Origin of the sequence: Halochromatium salexigens, from assembly GCF_016653295.1 — a bacterium.
GTDB classification, from domain to species: Bacteria; Pseudomonadota; Gammaproteobacteria; order Chromatiales; family Chromatiaceae; genus Lamprobacter; species Lamprobacter salexigens.
Genome location: NZ_NHSF01000021.1, coordinates 1 through 16,011, shown reverse-complemented (window position 1 = coordinate 16,011; position 16,011 = coordinate 1). Strand labels below are relative to the sequence as shown.

Annotated in this window: 15 protein-coding genes; 6 read left to right on the top strand and 9 right to left on the bottom strand. The window is 65.4% G+C overall.

The window, feature by feature from the left end; translation table 11 throughout:
• Positions 1-67: 67 nt before the first annotated feature.
• Positions 68-682: an SDR family NAD(P)-dependent oxidoreductase gene (locus CCR82_RS03975; protein WP_242513241.1), complete on the bottom strand. Its 615-nt coding sequence runs from the start codon at positions 680-682 to the stop codon at positions 68-70.
• A gap of 345 nt (positions 683-1,027) precedes the next feature.
• On the opposite strand from CCR82_RS03975, the gene CCR82_RS03970 reads away from it, so the two are divergent.
• The gene (locus CCR82_RS03970; protein ID WP_201244115.1) at positions 1,028-1,951 is read left to right on the top strand and encodes an NAD(P)H-binding protein; all 924 of its coding nucleotides are present in this window, start codon (positions 1,028-1,030) and stop codon (positions 1,949-1,951) included.
• 29 nt (positions 1,952-1,980) lie between these two features.
• On the opposite strand, the gene CCR82_RS03965 is transcribed toward CCR82_RS03970, so the two are convergent.
• Genes CCR82_RS03965 through CCR82_RS03950 form a run of 4 tightly spaced genes read right to left on the bottom strand, consistent with a single transcriptional unit; the run spans position 1,981 to position 6,729 of the window.
• Positions 1,981-2,463, bottom strand: a complete 483-nt coding sequence (locus CCR82_RS03965) for a rhodanese-like domain-containing protein (protein WP_201244114.1) — start codon at positions 2,461-2,463, stop codon at positions 1,981-1,983.
• Positions 2,464-2,489: 26 nt separating this feature from the next.
• On the bottom strand, positions 2,490-3,137 hold the full coding sequence (locus CCR82_RS03960) for a response regulator (RefSeq protein ID WP_201244113.1): 648 nt from the start codon (positions 3,135-3,137) through the stop codon (positions 2,490-2,492).
• Positions 3,137-4,918 (bottom strand): GAF domain-containing sensor histidine kinase, encoded by a 1,782-nt coding sequence (locus CCR82_RS03955; protein WP_201244112.1) that lies wholly within the window; start codon positions 4,916-4,918, stop codon positions 3,137-3,139. Before CCR82_RS03955 ends, CCR82_RS03960 begins: the two co-directional genes overlap by 1 nt.
• Positions 4,915-6,729, bottom strand: a complete 1,815-nt coding sequence (locus CCR82_RS03950) for an ABCB family ABC transporter ATP-binding protein/permease (protein WP_201244111.1) — start codon at positions 6,727-6,729, stop codon at positions 4,915-4,917. The genes CCR82_RS03955 and CCR82_RS03950 overlap by 4 nt, the downstream gene beginning before the upstream one ends.
• Positions 6,730-6,838: 109 nt before the next feature.
• Between CCR82_RS03950 and CCR82_RS03945 the strand changes: the two genes are divergently transcribed.
• Entirely contained in the window at positions 6,839-7,243 is a 405-nt protein-coding gene (locus tag CCR82_RS03945; protein ID WP_201244140.1) for a S24 family peptidase, read from the top strand.
• Positions 7,240-8,328 carry an efflux RND transporter periplasmic adaptor subunit gene (locus CCR82_RS03940; protein ID WP_201244110.1) on the top strand — a complete coding sequence of 363 codons (1,089 nt, stop codon included), beginning with the start codon at positions 7,240-7,242 and terminating at the stop codon, positions 8,326-8,328. The genes CCR82_RS03945 and CCR82_RS03940 overlap by 4 nt, the downstream gene beginning before the upstream one ends.
• Before the next feature lie 29 nt (positions 8,329-8,357).
• Here the strand turns inward: CCR82_RS03940 and pepN are convergent, their stop codons facing one another.
• On the bottom strand, positions 8,358-10,997 hold the full coding sequence (pepN, locus tag CCR82_RS03935) for an aminopeptidase N (protein WP_201244109.1): 2,640 nt from the start codon (positions 10,995-10,997) through the stop codon (positions 8,358-8,360).
• Positions 10,998-11,175: 178 nt separating this feature from the next.
• Between pepN and grxC the strand changes: the two genes are divergently transcribed.
• From grxC to CCR82_RS03920, 3 genes are all read left to right on the top strand, one after another.
• The gene (gene grxC / locus CCR82_RS03930) at positions 11,176-11,433 is read left to right on the top strand and encodes a glutaredoxin 3 (protein WP_201244108.1); all 258 of its coding nucleotides are present in this window, start codon (positions 11,176-11,178) and stop codon (positions 11,431-11,433) included.
• Positions 11,434-11,499: 66 nt separating this feature from the next.
• Entirely contained in the window at positions 11,500-11,916 is a 417-nt protein-coding gene (hslR, locus tag CCR82_RS03925) for an Hsp15 family ribosome-associated heat shock protein (RefSeq protein ID WP_201244107.1), read from the top strand.
• A 15-nt stretch (positions 11,917-11,931) separates the two neighbouring features.
• A complete protein-coding gene (locus CCR82_RS03920) occupies positions 11,932-12,393 on the top strand; it encodes a hypothetical protein (RefSeq protein ID WP_201244106.1) in 462 nt (153 codons plus the stop codon).
• Positions 12,394-12,430: 37 nt separating this feature from the next.
• On the opposite strand, the gene CCR82_RS03915 is transcribed toward CCR82_RS03920, so the two are convergent.
• The 3 genes from CCR82_RS03915 to gmk all read right to left on the bottom strand — a co-directional run bounded on the left by CCR82_RS03915 (position 12,431) and on the right by gmk (position 16,006).
• Positions 12,431-14,746, bottom strand: coding sequence for a RelA/SpoT family protein (locus CCR82_RS03915; RefSeq protein ID WP_201244105.1), 2,316 nt, complete (start codon positions 14,744-14,746; stop codon positions 12,431-12,433).
• Positions 14,733-15,011, bottom strand: coding sequence for a DNA-directed RNA polymerase subunit omega (gene rpoZ / locus CCR82_RS03910; RefSeq protein WP_201244104.1), 279 nt, complete (start codon positions 15,009-15,011; stop codon positions 14,733-14,735). The genes CCR82_RS03915 and rpoZ overlap by 14 nt, the downstream gene beginning before the upstream one ends.
• Positions 15,012-15,295: 284 nt before the next feature.
• On the bottom strand, positions 15,296-16,006 hold the full coding sequence (gene gmk, locus CCR82_RS03905) for a guanylate kinase (protein WP_201244139.1): 711 nt from the start codon (positions 16,004-16,006) through the stop codon (positions 15,296-15,298).
• Between the last annotated feature and the right edge of the window lie 5 nt (positions 16,007-16,011).

The window sequence follows — 16,011 nt, the reverse complement described above, 5'->3', positions numbered from 1 at the left end:
AAACACACGGACGAGGATGACGAGGCCGACACCCCAGCCACGGGTGGTTTCACCGTCTGCAGCGCTCTCAAAGCATCCTTAACGACGAGAGTCCAGCATCGATGGCAATGACCTGGCCAGTCACCATCTGGGCATCGGTCAATAGCCAACGCGCGGTCTCGGCCAGTTCGCTTGCCGAGCCGATTTGCTTCAGCGGATGACGCTCGGCCGCGCTTTGGCGTTTCTCCTCGGTGTTTAACAGACGGCTCGCCAGTGGCGTGTCGGTGATGGTTGGAGCAATGGCGTTGACCCGGATGTCGGGCGCGAACTCCGCGGCGAGCGAGCGCGTCAGCCCCTCGACAGCCCCCTTTGCGGCCGCAACCGAGGCATGGAAGGGCATCCCGGTTCCCACGGCCACGGTACTAAATAACACCACAGAGCCCTGGTCACCGCGTTTGAGCACCTCCATCGTCGCCTGCAGGGTGCGCACGGCGCCCATTAGGTTCAACTCCAGATCATCCCGAAACTCCTGTTCGCGCAGCCGACCAAAGGGCTTCAGCCGAATGCTGCCGGGACAGTAGACAACACCATCGAGCCGTTCCGGCAGACAATCCCTCGGAAAGGGGTCGCCGAGGGCATCCCAGCGGAAGCCACGTACACCCTGAACATCAGGCGCCTTCTCCGGCTCGCGAGAAAGATGCATGATCTGGTGCCCACGTTCAGCGAGGGAGGCGACCAAGGCCGCACCGATTCCAGAGCGACCGCCAACGATGAGAATCGGGTTTGACATAAAAGCCCCTGAGTCAATATATACAAGGATTAGACAATTCAGATTTAGCCTCGGCATCATCTTTACAAGTGCAATTAGAGTTCGCATTTAATTGGACAGGATGAAGACAGGCGATGGGCGCCACTGGTCCAAGTCAGACCCTGGGTTGCGTTTCGCCAGCAGATCCCTCAGTTCCTATAGTGAAATCGATACGATCACGTCCGGCGCCATGGCGGCGGTATCGGACCTTACTCCCAGCCACTTCTCGAGGAGACCCTGATGAAGATTGGAATCGTCGGTGGAACCGGATTCGTCGGCAGTTACATCATCGATGCGCTCTTGCAGGCCGGCCACGAGCTGCGCGTGCTGACCCGCCCCGGCAGCGAGCACAAGCTCAACGCCGACCCCCACTGCACGCCCGTGCCAGGTGATGTCGCCAACGAGCAGCATCTCCGCGACTGCCTCGACGGCACCGAGGCGGCCCTCTACCTGATCGGCATCTTGCGCGAGTCGCCGCAACAGGGCATCACCTTCGATGCCATGCAGCGGCGCGGTGCCGAGCGCACCATTGCCATCGCCGAGGAGCTGGGGCTGAGCCGCTTCCTGTTGATGAGCGCGAACGGCATCGATGCCGCCGAGACGCCCTATCAGACCACCAAGCTCGCGGCCGAGGAGCGCCTGAAGGCCTCGTCCCTGCAGTGGACCATCTTCCGGCCATCGGTGATCTTCGGCCCACCGCGCGGGCGCATGGAGTTCTGCACCCAGCTCAAGGACGAGCTGATCGACAGCCCGCTGCCGGCGCCCCTGTTCTTTTCCGGCCTGTCTCCGCTCGATGCCGGGGCATTTCGGCTCGCGCCCGTGCATGTCGAGGATGTCGCCGCCGCCTTCGCCACGGCGCTCACGCGCGCCGACGCGAGCGGGCAGACCTATTCGCTGTGCGGCCCGGACAGCCCGAGCTGGAAGGAGATCCTGAAGGCGTTGGCAAGCGCGAGCGGCAAGTCGAAACTGATGCTGCCGGCGCCGGCCCTGGTGCTCGAGCCGGTGGCGGCAGTGCTCGGGCGCTTCAGCTGGTTCCCCGTCACGCGCGATCAACTGCGCATGCTGCTGGCCGGCAATACCTGTAGCGACGACGGGCTCGCGCGGCTCGGGATTGTCGGGCGCGCCTTCGATCAGTCCAGCCTGGCGTATCTCGCAACGCCCTGAGGCGCACAGGAGGCGCTAACGGCCCCGGATCAAGCCGCCTGATCTTCGGGGCTGGGCCGGCGCTGATCGGGGCGCAGCGTCGGCGTGAAGTAGACATCGGCCTCGTCGAGGTCGATGTCATTGCCCGCGCCATCGACCAGCGGCTGCTCGTAGTCCTTCCAGCCGCGCACGCCGGTCTGCAGCGAGACGACATTGGTGTAGCCGAGCACCTGCAGTGAGTTCGCCGCGAGGATGCTGCGATGACCGGAACGGCACACGACCACGATCTCGCGCTCGCGCGCGCGTGCCAGCTCGGGTTCGGTTTCCTCGTACTCCCATTCGCAGGCCGACTCGAGAATGCCGCGCGGCACGTTCATCGAGCCAGCGATGTGCATGGCGGCGAATTCGTCCGGCTCGCGCACATCGAGGATCAGCAGATCGGGATTGGCCTCGAGCCGTTCCTCGAGATCCCAGGGCAGGATCTCGCGGACATCGGTCAGACAGTGGCGGATCAGTTGCAGATAATTCTTCATCGCTATTCAGGTCTCGTGAGGGTGGATCAATGGCGGTCGCAGAGGCCTTGCTCGACTGCGAGCACGGCGGCCTCGACGCGCGAGCGCATCTTCAGCTTGCGCAGGATCGACTTCACGTGCAGCTTCACGGTGCCCTCGGAGATGCCGAGTTCGTTGGCGATCACCTTGTTGCTCTGGCCCCCGGCCAGATGGCATAGGATCTCCCTCTCGCGCGGGGTCAGATCCGAGAAGGCCACCGCCGGCTCTGCGTGCGTCTCCGGCTCCTGGCGCACCGCCCGTGCCAGCGCGCCGGTCAATTCGGGCGCGACGATGGTCTGCCCGGCGATGATGCCCTCGAGCGCGGCGACCAGGTCATCCGGCTCCATGTCCTTGAGCAGATAACCGCTGACGCCAGCCTGCAGTGCCTCGATCACATCGCGCTCGTCGGTGCTGGTGGTGAGCATCGCCACGCGACGCTCGATGCCTTGGCGCTGCATCTTGCGCACCAGCTCGATGCCGTTCTCGCCCGGCATGCGCAGATCCATCAGCACCACATCGGGCGCGCAGTCGCGCGCCAGGCGCAGGCCGACATCACTCTCGCCGACGGCGTCGATCACCTCGATCCCGCGCCGCTCCAAGAGTTCGAGCAGGCCGATGCGAAACAGGGCGTGATCATCGATCAGCAGCACGCGCATCAGCCGACCTGCTCGTTGGATTGACCGCGGGCACTGGGATTGAACACCAGCTCGACGCGGGTGCCCTCACCCGGCTCGCTCTCGATGGTGAGCGCCGCGTCGATGCGTCGCGCCCGCTCCTCGAGGATCGACAGGCCGATGTGCTCGCCCGGATGACCGCTGCGCCGCGGGGTGCTGAAACCCACGCCATCGTCCTCGATCAGCAGCACATATTCGCCGGTCTGCTCACGGGTCAGCAGCACGCGGACCGTCTGCGCCTGTGCATGCTTGCGCACATTGGTCAGGGTTTCCTGGACAATCCGCATGATCTGCAATTCCTCGGCGGCGGAGAGATCGAACGGCCGACAGCCCATCTGGAACACGGCATGGAGGCCGGTGCGCTGACCGAACCGGCGTGTGATCTCCTCTAGGGTCGGCACCAGCCCGCGTCGATCGAGCGGCGCGCGAAAGCTCGCCAGCAGCTCGCGCAGCTCGCCGTGGGCCTCGTCGATGCCGTTGCGAATTCGCCACAGATCGGCGTGCGCCTCATCCGGGATCGCCTGTCCGGCGAGCGCCTCGGTGAGCATGCGCACCTGCAGGCGCAGGCTGGCCAGCGTTTGCGCCAGCGAGTCGTGCAACTCATGCGCGAGCGAGCTGCGCTCCTCGAGGATCGAGAGGCGCTGCGCCTCATGATCGGAGCGGTATTTGGCGATCGCCACGCCGATGTGTTGGCCGATGGTGGCGAGCAGATCGAGGATATCCTCGCGCCGGCTGATGCCGGAGCGTTCGATGAAGATCGAGTAGGCGCCGAGCAGCTCGTCGTGATGCTTGAGCGGCACCGTGACCACTTCCAGCTCGTCGCTGTCGAACATGCGCCGCCCATAGACCCGCGAGCAGTAGCGCAGATCGTTGTCGCAGACGATCTCGCCGGGACAGAGCACGGTGCCGCAGAGACAGAGATCGACCGGCGCCATGTCCTGCTCGCGCACCAGATCATCATCCAGGCCGATGGAGCCGATCAGGCGCGGACTGCCATCGGGCGCGACCAAGCGCACGGTGGCGGCGCGGCCGTTGACCATCTCCTTGAGGGTGCGCAAAAAGTGCAGCAGCAGCGCCTCCAGACTCTCGGCACGAGCGATCTCGGCGGCGACATCGTAGAGGATCTTGAGCGAGGCGGTCTTCTGCGCCAGGCGCATGGTCTGGCGCGCGACGCGGGTGTCCATGTCCTCGTAGAGTTCGGTCAGTTCCGCGTTCAGCGCGCCGATATCGCGCGCCATGCCATCGAGCACGCCGACGTTCGACAGCGAGCGGCTGGCCCCCGGCTCGCCCTGACAGACGCGCGCGACCGTGTCCTCGAGGCTGACCAAGGGGCTGAGCAACTGCGTCTTCAAGCGCAGGCCGGCGATCACGACGGCCCCGAGTCCGGCGGACAAGAACCCCAGGCAGAGCCATTTGGGCCACTGCTGGCCTGGGGTGGCGATATTGATCAGCAACAACGTCAGGGCCGCGACCAGCGCCAGCGCCACCGTCGCCAGCGGCCCGGCGAGCCGCGCGGCGACGAGGATCTGCACGATCCGGCGGCCAGCAGCGGCGCGCGCGGCAACGCGCTTGCTGTCCGGCACCGGATCGCGCTCGGGCTTACGCTTGGATGTGCGCTCGAGATCGCGTTCAGGCGGATGCTCGGGTCCGCTGGCCGATGCTGGATCCGATGCCGGAGCCGACGCGGTGGCCGATGCCGGCCCCGCCTCGCTGAACGACAGCGTGGAGGCACCGCGCGCAACCGCCCTGAGGCGCGCGCTCATGGCCGACCCTCCTGCAAAGGGACGGCCTCCCGCTCGCGCTGCTGCAGCTCCCACATCGCCGCGTAGGTGCCGCCGTGCGCGAGCAGCGTCCGATGCGCGCCCTGCTCGATCACGCGCCCCTGATCCATCACCAGGATGCGATCGGCATCGACCACGGTCGAGAGCCGGTGCGCGACCACCAGGGTGGTGTGATCCTCGGCGACCTCGGCGAGGGTCTGCTGGATCGCCTGCTCGGTGCGGCTGTCGAGCGACGAGGTGGCCTCGTCGAAGATCAGGATGCGCGGGCGCTTGAGGATGGCACGCGCGATGGCCACGCGTTGTTTCTCGCCGCCGGAGAGCTTGAGACCGCGCTCGCCGACGACGGTGTCCCAGCCCTCCGGCAGGCGCGCGATGAACTCGGCGATGTGCGCCAGCCGCGCGGCCTCGCGCAATTCCTCCTCGCTCGCTTCCGGGCGCCCATAGGCGAGGTTGTAGCGGATACTGTCGTTGAACAGCACGGTGTCCTGCGGCACCACGCCGATCGCCGCGCGCAGGCTGTCCTGGCGCACACCGCGAATGTCCTGGCCATCGATCAGGATGCGGCCCTGCTGCGGATCGTAGAAGCGGAACAGCAGTCGCGCCAGGGTCGATTTGCCGGCGCCGCTGTGGCCGACCACGGCGACCTTCTCACCGGGGTCGATATGAAAATCGACCGCGTGCAGGATCGCGCGCTCGGACTGATAGTGGAAACCGACCTGCTCGAAGCGCACCGCGCCCTTGTCCAGGCGCAGCGCCGGCGCGCCGGGGGCATCGGTGATCTCGGGGGTGCGCTCGAGCAGCTTGAACACCAGATCCATATCGGCGAGCGCGTACTTGATCTGCCGGTAGACGATGCCGAGGAACCCGAGCGGGATGAACAGTTGCAGCATGAAGGCGTTGACCAGCACCAGGTCGCCGATGCTCATGGCGCCGCTGACCACGCCCTGGGCGGCATAGGCCATGATCACCGTGACACCAATGGCGATGATGCTGCCCTGGCCGAAGTTGAGCAACGACATCGAGGACTGGCTCTTGACCGCGACATCCTCCCACTCGGCAAGCGTGCCATCGTAACGGTCGAGTTCCAGGCGTTCGTTACCGAAGTATTTGACCGTTTCATAGTTGAGCAGGCTGTCGAAGGCGCGGGTATTGGCGCGCGAATCGAGCACATTCATCTGCCGGCGATAATCCATGCGCCACTCGGTGATGGCGAAGGTGAAACCGACGTAGACGGCGACGGTGCCGAAGGTCACCAGGGTGAAGATCAGCTCGTACTTGGTCAGCAGCACCACGGCGACCAGGGTGAACTCGACCAGCACCGGGATCACGCTGAACACCAGATAATTGAGGATGGTCGCGATCGAGCGCGTGCCGCGTTCCAGATCGCGGCTCACCGCCCCACTCTGCCGGCCCAGGTGATAGCTCAGCGAGAGTCGGTGCAGATGCGTCAGCACCCGCGTCGAGAGTCGGCGCATGGCGCGAAAGCGCACGCGCGCGAAGACCACGTCGCGCAGCTCGTTGAACAGCGAGCTGCTGAGTTTCAGCGCGCCATAGGCCATGAGCAGGCCGATCGGCAGCACCAACAGCTCAGCGCGCGCCTGCTCGAAGGCGTCGACGATCTCCTTGAGCACCAGCGGCACGCCGATGTTGGCCAGCTTGGCCAGCACCAGACACAGGAGCGCGAGCAGCGCGCGCCCCCGGAACTCGGCGAGATAGGGCAAGATACCGCGCAGATTGTGACGATCGCGCCGATCCGCGTGGACGCGCTCGGTGGCAGCATGGATTCGAATCATGGGCTCTGGCTAATTTGTAACGAAAGGCTCAGGCCTCGCGCAAGACGTTGACCTCTGCGCGGTCAATCCCACCTTCTGGACGCAGACGATACACAGATGAGGTCCCATGATGTCAGAACCCATGCTCGAAGGCACCGGCTGCAGTATGCACGAGCCCTATGCGCTGCAGGTGCTCGGCCCGGACATGGAGCCCGAGTTCCCGGACAAGTGCGTGGTGATCGTCGAGCCGACCGAGCAATGCCGCAGCGGCATGTATGTGTTCGCCGAGGTCGAGGGCGTGCGCTGGTTCCGCCAGTACCAGCGCGATGAGCAGGGGCTCGAATGGCTGCTGGCGCTGAACGCGCTCTTCCCGGCGATCGAGCTGACGGGGCTCGACTGGAAGGTGCTGGGCGTGATCATCCAGCGCAACATGCGCCGCAAAATCAAGCACTACGAGTACCGGGACGCCGGCGCCGCTTCGACGGCAGCGCCCGCGCCCATCGAGGCGGTCGACATTACTCAGCAAGGCGCGTGAAGACCAGATTGGGCGTGCTCGTCGTCCTCTCCGCCATCCTCGTGGTCGGCTGCGGCGAAGACTCAAACGGCCCCACCACGGCCAGCGAAGAGAGGACGACCAGCGCGGAGTCGCCCACACCCGCGCCGCCCTCGACGGCACACCTGGTCACGGCGATCACCGTCGAGCGCGCCTCGGTCTCGATGCAGTACGAGCGCCCCGGCAGTCTGCGGCTGCGCCGGCTGGTGCGGCTGCACAGCCAGGAAGAGGGGCGCATCATCGCGCTCGAGGTGTTCGAAGGCGATCGGGTCGCGCAGGGCCAGACGCTGCTGCGCCTGGAGGATGATCTGCTGCGGGCCGAACTCGATGCCGCCCGCGCCACCGGTGCGCAAAAACGGCTCGATCTGCAGCGGCTCGAGGCCCTGGCCGGACGCGGCGGCGCCTCCGACGACGAGATCGCCCAGGCGCGCACCGCCGTCGCCGTCGCCGAGGCCGAGATTCAGGTCCTGGAGACGCGACTGGCGTTCACCGAGATCAGCGCGCCCTTCGCTGGCATCGTCACCGCGCGTCTGGCCGAGCCGGGGGACTTCGTCGCCAAGCATACCCACCTGCTCAGCGTGGCCGATCCCGACTCGCTGATCGCTGAGGTGCTGGTCTCGGAATTGGTACTGCCGCAACTGGCGGTGGGCGATGCGGTCCAGATCCGTATCGACGCGCTGGGCGGGCGCAGGTTTGCCGGCACCATCCTGCGCATCCATCCGACCCTGTCCGAGACCGGCCGTCAGGCCAAGGTCGAGGTCGCCTTCGCGCAGATCCCGGAAGAGGCGCGCGCCGGGCAATTCGTGCGCCTGCGCTTCAGCAGTCGCGGCATGGCGCGTCTCATGGTGCCCTTCCGCAGCATCCGCCAGGAGCGTGCCGGCCCCTTCCTCTGGATCATCGATGCCGACGGCAAGGCGGCGCGCCAAGCGGTCGAGACCGGTCTGCGCATCACCGATCAGGTCGAGATCCTCGCCGGTCTCGAGCCCGGCACCCAGGTCATCACGCGCGGCTTCCTCGGCCTCGCGGCCGGCGATGAGGTCCGCGTCGTCGAGACGGGTCAACTCTGAGCGTCAGGAGCTGAGCGATAGGAGCACACCTACCCCAGACTCTTGGAAACGACCTCGTAGACATCGTTCGAGAGTCCTTCGACCTCGAGGATACGTTCGAGCTGGTCGCGCTGGAGCTGTTGGCGGCCTGGGTCATAGCGGCGCCAGCGTGTCATCGGATAGAGCAGGCGCGAGGCGATCTGCGGATTGAGCGGATCGAGTTCGAGGATACGGTCGGTGAGGAAGCGATAGCCAGTGCCATCGGCGGCATGGAAGCGCACCGGATTGCCGCCCGCGAAAGCACCGATCAAGGCCCGCACCCGATTCGGATTGGTCAGTGAGAAGTCCGGGTGCGCGAGCAACCGCTCGACCCGCGCCAGGGTATCGACGCGATGGCTCTGCGCCTGCAGCGCGAACCATTTGTCGATCACCAGCGGCTCGCTCGACCAGCGCTGATAGAAGGCCGTGAGTGCTTGCTCACCGGCTTCGGTGGCCGTCTCGACCAACATCCGCAGCGCGGCGATCACGTCGGTCATATTCTGCTGGGCGTCGAATTGGCGCTGAGCCAACGCCAGCGCCTCGCCATCGCCAGCGCGGACCAGATAACCAAGGCAGAGATTGCCGAGCGCGCGACGCCCCATCGAGGCATGACTCAGATCGAAGGCGTCCGCGCTGCGCGTGCGCTCATAGGCCGCCAGCAGCGGCGCGCGCAAGCGGCTCCCGATCGCGGCGGCCAGCGTTTGGCGGGCACGATGGATGCCATCGACATCGACGACCGACATCTGATCGCCGAGATAGCTCTCGGCGGGCAGGGTCAGCACCTCGGCGATCAGCGCCGGGTCGGCCGCCTCGTCGGCGAGCGCCCGCGCGAAGGCGTCCAAAAAGGGCGCTGGCACCGGCGTTCCGGGCGCCTCGACCATCGCTAGGAGCAGGCGCTGGGCCAGCGTCTGCGCCGCATCCCAGCGATTGAAGCCGTCGCTGTCATGCGCCATCAGGAAGCTGAGCTGGGCATCGGTGTAGGGATAGTGGATCTGCACCGGCGCCGAGAAGCCCCGCAGCAGCGACGGCACCGGTTGCTCGGCGAGGCCTGTGAAGACGAAGGTCTCGACCGACTCGCGCAGTTCGAGCAGACGCGTGCCCGGCGCCGGCGGGGTCGTCTCGCCCTGCAACTGCAGCGGCAGATCCCGACCCTCGGCGTCGAGCAGACCGAGCGCGAGGGGGATGTGCAACGGCTGTTTCTCGGTCTGCCCCGGCGTGGCGGGGGTGTGCTGGCGCACCTCGAGTCGATAGGTGCCAGTCGCAGGATCGAAGCGATCGGCGCAGTCGAGCTGCGGTGTACCGGCCTGGCTGTACCAACGCTTGAACTGGGTCAGGTCGATGCCGCCGGCGGTCTCCATGCAGGCGACGAAATCATCGGTGGTGACTGCCTGGCCGTCGAAGCGCTCGAAGTACAGATCGGTCGCCTGGCGAAAGCGCTCCGGGCCGAGCAGATGAGCCTGCATGCGCACCAGCTCGGCGCCCTTCTCGTATACCGTGGCGGTGTAGAAGTTGTTGATCTCGATATAGGAATCGGGGCGCACCGGATGCGCCATCGGGCCCGAGTCTTCGGGGAATTGGCGCGCGCGCAGCAGACGCACATCCTCGATGCGCTTGACCCCGCGCGAGCCCTGATCGGCCGAGAATTCTTGATCGCGATAGACGGTGAAGCCCTCTTTCAGGCTGAGCTGGAACCAATCGCGGCAGGTGATGCGGTTGCCTGTCCAGTTGTGGAAGTATTCATGCGCGACCACGCCCTCGATGCCGGCGAAATCGGTATCGGTGGCCGACTCCGGGCGCGCCAGGATGTACTTGGCGTTGAAGACGTTGAGGCCCTTGTTCTCCATCGCGCCCATGTTGAAGTGACTCACGGCGACGATGTTGAACACCTCCAGATCGTACTCGCGGCCATAGCGTTGCTCGTCCCAGCGCATGGCCGCGATCAGCGAGCGCATGGCGTGCTCGCACTTGTCCTCGTTGCCAGGCTCGACATAGATCCGCAACGGGATCGGGCGCCCGGAGGCGGTCTCGAAGCGATCCTCGACCGCGCGCAGATCGCCCGCCACCACGGCGAACAGGTAGCTCGGCTTGGGGAAGGGGTCGTCCCAGTGCACGCACAACCGGCCGTCGTCGAGCCGCCCCTCGTCGCCGGCCGGATTGCCATTCGAGAGCAGCACCGGATAACGCGCGGGATCAGCGATCAGCGTCACGCGATAGGTCGCCATCACGTCCGGGCGATCGAGGAAATAGGTGATGCGCCGAAAGCCCTCGGCCTCGCACTGGGTGCAGAGCATGTCGCCAGAGACATAGAGCCCCTCCAAGGCGGTGTTCGCGCTTGGATTCAGCCGCACCCGGGTCCATAACCGACACCGATCCGGCACCCGGCGCACGCGCAGATGAGCGTCCTCGATCTGATACTCGGCCGGCGTGAGCGCTCGCTCATTGAGGCGGATCGCCTCGAGTTCGAGCTGCTCGCCATCGAGGCGCAGATCGCCGTCGCCGCGGGTCGCCGCGGGATTGCGGCGCAGGCTCAGCTCGGCCTCGACCAGGGTCTGCTGGGCGTCGAGTTCAAAGCGCAGTTGAACATGATCGATCAGGAATTCGGGCGGCTGATAGTCGCTCAGGCGGATCACGGGCGGCGTGGTGCGATACATCGGCGTGCGTACTCGGCTCTGCTGGGATGAGGATCGTCGGGAATGGAGCAGGATGTAAGAATCGGGCTTGGCGCGCTAGGGCCACCTATGCCAATCTTGGGTGATTCGGCCGTGACGACCAGATTTCAAGCAGCAAGGCTCGGCGTGAACGAGCCCTTCGGGTAGGACTTTTATCATTATGCCCATCGTGCAGATGTATGCGACCGCCTTCTGTCCTTACTGCGTGCGTGCACGCAGACTGCTCAAGCGCAAAGGCATCGAATTCGACGAGATCCGCGTCGATCAGGACCAGGAGCAGATGCGCACCATGATCCAGCGCAGCCAACGCACCACGGTTCCGCAGATCTTCATCGGAGAACGGCACATCGGCGGTTATGACGATATGGTCGAGTTGGATCAGGACGGCAAGCTGGATCCCTTGCTCAGCGAGCAATAGCGTGGACGCCGCTAATACAAGCTCACCAGTGGAAGCCCCTGAGCGCACATCCATGAGTGCAAGCCCTTGAGTGCAAACGCGCAACCGGCCGGCGAAGCAGGCGCCAGCGACAGCCAGCGCCTGGACAAATGGCTCTGGGCCGCGCGCTTCTTCAAGACCCGGCCCCTCGCGGTCGAGGCGATCAACGGTGGCAAGGTACATGTCGATGGCCAGCGCGCCAAACCGGGCCGCACCGTGCGCCCAGGCACCCGGCTGAGCATCCACAAGGGGCAGCTCGAGTGGCAGATCGAGGTCAGGGCCGTCTCCAAGCAGCGCCGTCCCGCAAGTGAAGCGGTACTGTTGTTCGCCGAGGACGAGGCGAGCCGGCTCAAACGTCAGGCACTCGTCCAAGAGCGCCGCGCCGGCCCCAGCCTGCGCAGCGAGCAGCGTGGACGCCCGACCAAGCGCGATCGGCGCCGTCTCAGCGAGCTGACCGGCAAATAGCTAGGGCCAACAGCGATGGACAACCACGTCTTCCGCGAGACCTACAGCGTCATCAATGAGCGTTACTGCCCGTTCGAGAAGAGCATCCTGACCAACCAATGTGCCTGCAGCCGCGCCGAGCGCTTCTGCATCGCCGAGCGCGAAGGCGTCCATTGCAAGGCCGACGAGGCACAGGCGCGCTGTGTCACGCTGCTCGATTTACTGCGCGCCCAGGCACGCTTCGCGCTTCGCACCACCGATGGCCGTTCAGCATTGCCGCATGCCAAGGCGATGCGCGTCCAGGTCGGTGGCCTGCGCGGTCTCCAGGCCTTGCTCCATCCAGAGGCGGAGGTGCCGAGCACGATCGACGACATCGATGCCATCGTCGAGGCCGCCATCGCCCGGTTCGGGCGTCTCGAGGACGTGCCGTTTCAGCGTATTGTGCAGCAGATCACCGCCTATCGCGGGCGGCAGCGCTTCCGCGATCGCCGGCGTTGAAGCGACCTCACCCCCGCACCAGGCACACACTCACCACTCAACGCCGCTTACCAAACCCCTCGCGCAAGCGCCCAGCGTTGGAGAGGCGCACGATACGCGTCACCGCCGGTATCTGGCGTAAGCGGCGCATGATCCCAGCCAGATGCTTGCGCCCCGTGACATTGACCAGGAAATCGAGGGTCGTGGTCGTCCCGTCTTTTTCGCGCGAATTCACATTTTCGATGTTCGAGTCCTGCTCCGCGATCGCGGTCGCAATGGTGGCGAGCGCGCCGCGACGATTGCCCGCATCGACGCGGATCTCAGTCTGGAATTCGGCTTGTGGATCTTCCGCCCATTCCACCTCGATCCACTTATCGCGCTTGGAGTGGAAATCACCGAGGTTGCCGCATTCGTTGCGATGCACCACGATTCCCTTACCAGCACTAAACAGGCCAGTAATCGGGTCGCCCGGAATCGGCCGACAGCAGCGGGCGAAGTGCACCACCATGCCCTCGGTGCCGCGTATGGCCAGGCGGCGCGCGCCACGACCGCTCGCATCGCTCTCGCGCACCCCCGCGCTGGCGGCCACCTCGCCACCAGGCACCGGCTCGGCGGGGCCCACCAAACGGCGCGCGATGAGCATCGGGATACGGTTGCCCAGGCCGATCTCGGCGAACAGCCGGGCGCTATTGTCCAAACCGCTTTCCACGGCATGCGCGAGGATGCGCGGCTCACCGATCTGCTCCAGCGTGAGCCCGAACGCCGCCAATTCGGCCGTCAGCATGCGCTGGCCCAGGGCCTGCGCCTCGCGGTTCTTCAGGTTCTTGAGATAGCTGCGAATACTCGCGCGGGCCTTGCCAGTGACGACGAAGTTCAGCCAGGCCGCGTTCGGCTTGGCGCCGGGCGCGGTGATGATCTCCACCGTCTGACCACTGCGCAAGGGCGTGCGCAACGAGGCCAGGCGCCGATCGATGCGCGCGGCCACGCAGGTGTTGCCGACATCGGAGTGGATAGCATAGGCGAAATCGACCACGGTCGCGCCCATCGGCAGCACCAGGATGCGGCCCTTGGGCGTGAACACATAGACCTCGTCCGGGAACAGGTCGACCTTCACATGCTCGAGGAATTCCTGCGAGTCGCCCGAGTCCCGTTGCACCTCGAGTAGATCCTGAAGCCAATCCTTGGCCGCCGCCTGTGGTCCGGACGCCTCCCCCGCGCTCTTGTACATCCAATGCGCGGCGATGCCGGACTCGGCGAGTCGATGCATATCTGCGGTGCGGATCTGAATCTCGATCGGCACTCCCTGTGGACCGATCAGACCGGTGTGTAACGATTGATAACCATTCGATTTCGGGATCGCGATATAGTCCTTAAAGCGCCCTGGCACCGGCTTGTAGAGATCATGCACCTGCCCAAGCACCCGATAACAGGTATCGACGCTGTCGACGATGACACGGAACCCGAAAACATCGACCATATCCTCGAACGAGCGCCGTTTCGCGCTCATCTTGCGATAGATACTGTAGAGATGCTTCTCGCGGCCGAAGACCTCAGCCGCGATGCCCTCGGCCTGGAGTCGGGCGCGTAGCGTCTCCTTGACCGTGGTTACCATCTCGCGCCGACCGTGGAGCTTATCGCGCACGGTGCGCGACAGGACCGCGTGCCGCCAAGGCCAGTGATGGCGAAAACCGAGGTCCTCGAGATCGAGCCGAATTCGGTTGATGCCGAGCCGGTTGGCGATCGGCGCGTAGATCTCGAGGGTCTCGCGCGAGATGCGCCGCCGCTTGGCCGGCATCATCGCATCCAGGGTGCGCATGTTGTGCAGCCGATCCGCCAGTTTGATCAGGATGACGCGGATATCGCGCGTCATCGCCAGCATCATCTTGCGGAAGCTCGCGGCCTGGGCCTCGGCGCGGGAGGGAAAGTCGATCTGGGTGAGCTTGCTGACGCCATCGACGAGTTCAGCGACATCCTCACCGAAGGTATCGGCCAGAGACTCCTTGGCCGTGGGTGTATCCTCGATGACGTCGTGCAGGATCGCCGCCATCAGCCCTTTGTAATCCATGCGCATCTCGGCGAGGATGCGGGCCACCGCGATGGGATGATAGATATAGGGCTCGCCGCTCTGGCGTTCCTGGCCCTGATGGGCCTCGGCACCGAAGAGATAGGCGCGGTAGACCTCGCTGACCTGTTCGCACGGCAGATAGGCCTCGAGTTCGCCGAGGAGATCGCTGATGAGGAAACGTGTAGGCCCTTTGAGTCCGTCTTGATGGGCGCTTGGCAGGGAGGTGAGCTGCCCGCGCCCGGGCAACGCGGAGGCCGCCGCCCCCGCGTGCGCGACATTCAGCGCCACTTGTGTCTCAGTCTTCTGCATCCCGTGATGCAAGCTCCTCGGCCAGTGCGCGTTCCAGGGCTTCAGCGGCATCCTGGGCTGCCCGATCGCCCTCTTCCAGCGTCTGCGGCTCGATCAGCCCAGCGGCGATCTCGCGCAGGGCCATCACCGTGGGTTTATCGTTCTCCCAGGGCAACAGGGGTTCGACCCCTTTGGCCAGCTGCCGGGCACGCTTGGTCGAGACCAAGACCAATTCAAAGCGATTATCCACGTGCTCGAGGCAATCCTCGACAGTGATGCGAGCCATGCGAATACTCCAAAACCAAACCGATCGCGCCATGACGCGCGGCCGCGATGAGCGAGCCGCAAGCGTGGATGACGCTGGTGTAAAGAAAGACGCTTCAGCATCGGTGCCCGCTGGGCCCGATCAACAGCGGATCGCTGTGTCTGAATCCTGGTTGCAAGTTACCAGAAAACCACCACGCCTAACACAGCGTTGCGCAACGCGCATGCAGGTGTCTATTCATGCGACCCTGCCGAACGGAGTGAGTTGCATCGCGACGGAGTCGAACGACGCCGCAGGCGAGGGCGTCAGTCGCCCGGCCTCCCGCCGGGCCTCCCGCCCGGCATGTCACTCGGCATGCCACCCAGCATCGAGCGCAGTCGGTCCTGCTCGCGGGCGGCTTGCCGTGGTGTGCGCAAGCGCTCAGCCTTGACGATAGCACTCAGATCGCCGAGCGCCTGCTCAAAGTGGTCATTGACCACGAGATAGCCATATTCATCCCAGTGCGAGAGTTCATCGCGGGCCTTGGCCATGCGCTCGCCGATCACCGCGTCGCTGTCTTGGCCCCGGCCCCGCAGGCGCTCCTCCAGCGCCGCCAGCGAGGGCGGCACAATGAAGATCGACACCGCCTCCGGAAACCGCTCGCGGACCTGGCGCGCGCCCTGCCAATCGATCTCGAGCAGTAGATCCTGACCGCTGTCGAGCGTCTTGCGCAGCGAGGATTCGGCCGTGCCATAAGCGTTATCGAAGACGCGCGCATACTCAATGAAGGCGCCCTCGGCGATCATCTGCTCGAAGCGGGCATGATCGACGAAATGATAGTGCCTGCCATCGACCTCGCCCGAGCGGCGCGCGCGGGTGGTGTAGGAGACCGAGAGCGCCAGCGCCGGATCGCGCTCGAGTAGCGCGGCGACCAGGCTGGTTTTGCCAGCCCCCGAGGGCGCCGAGACGACGAACAGGAGACCTGTGGCTGCTGAGGATTTGGATGCGGGGGACGAGGACGCGGGGGCTGCGGGCATGGGGC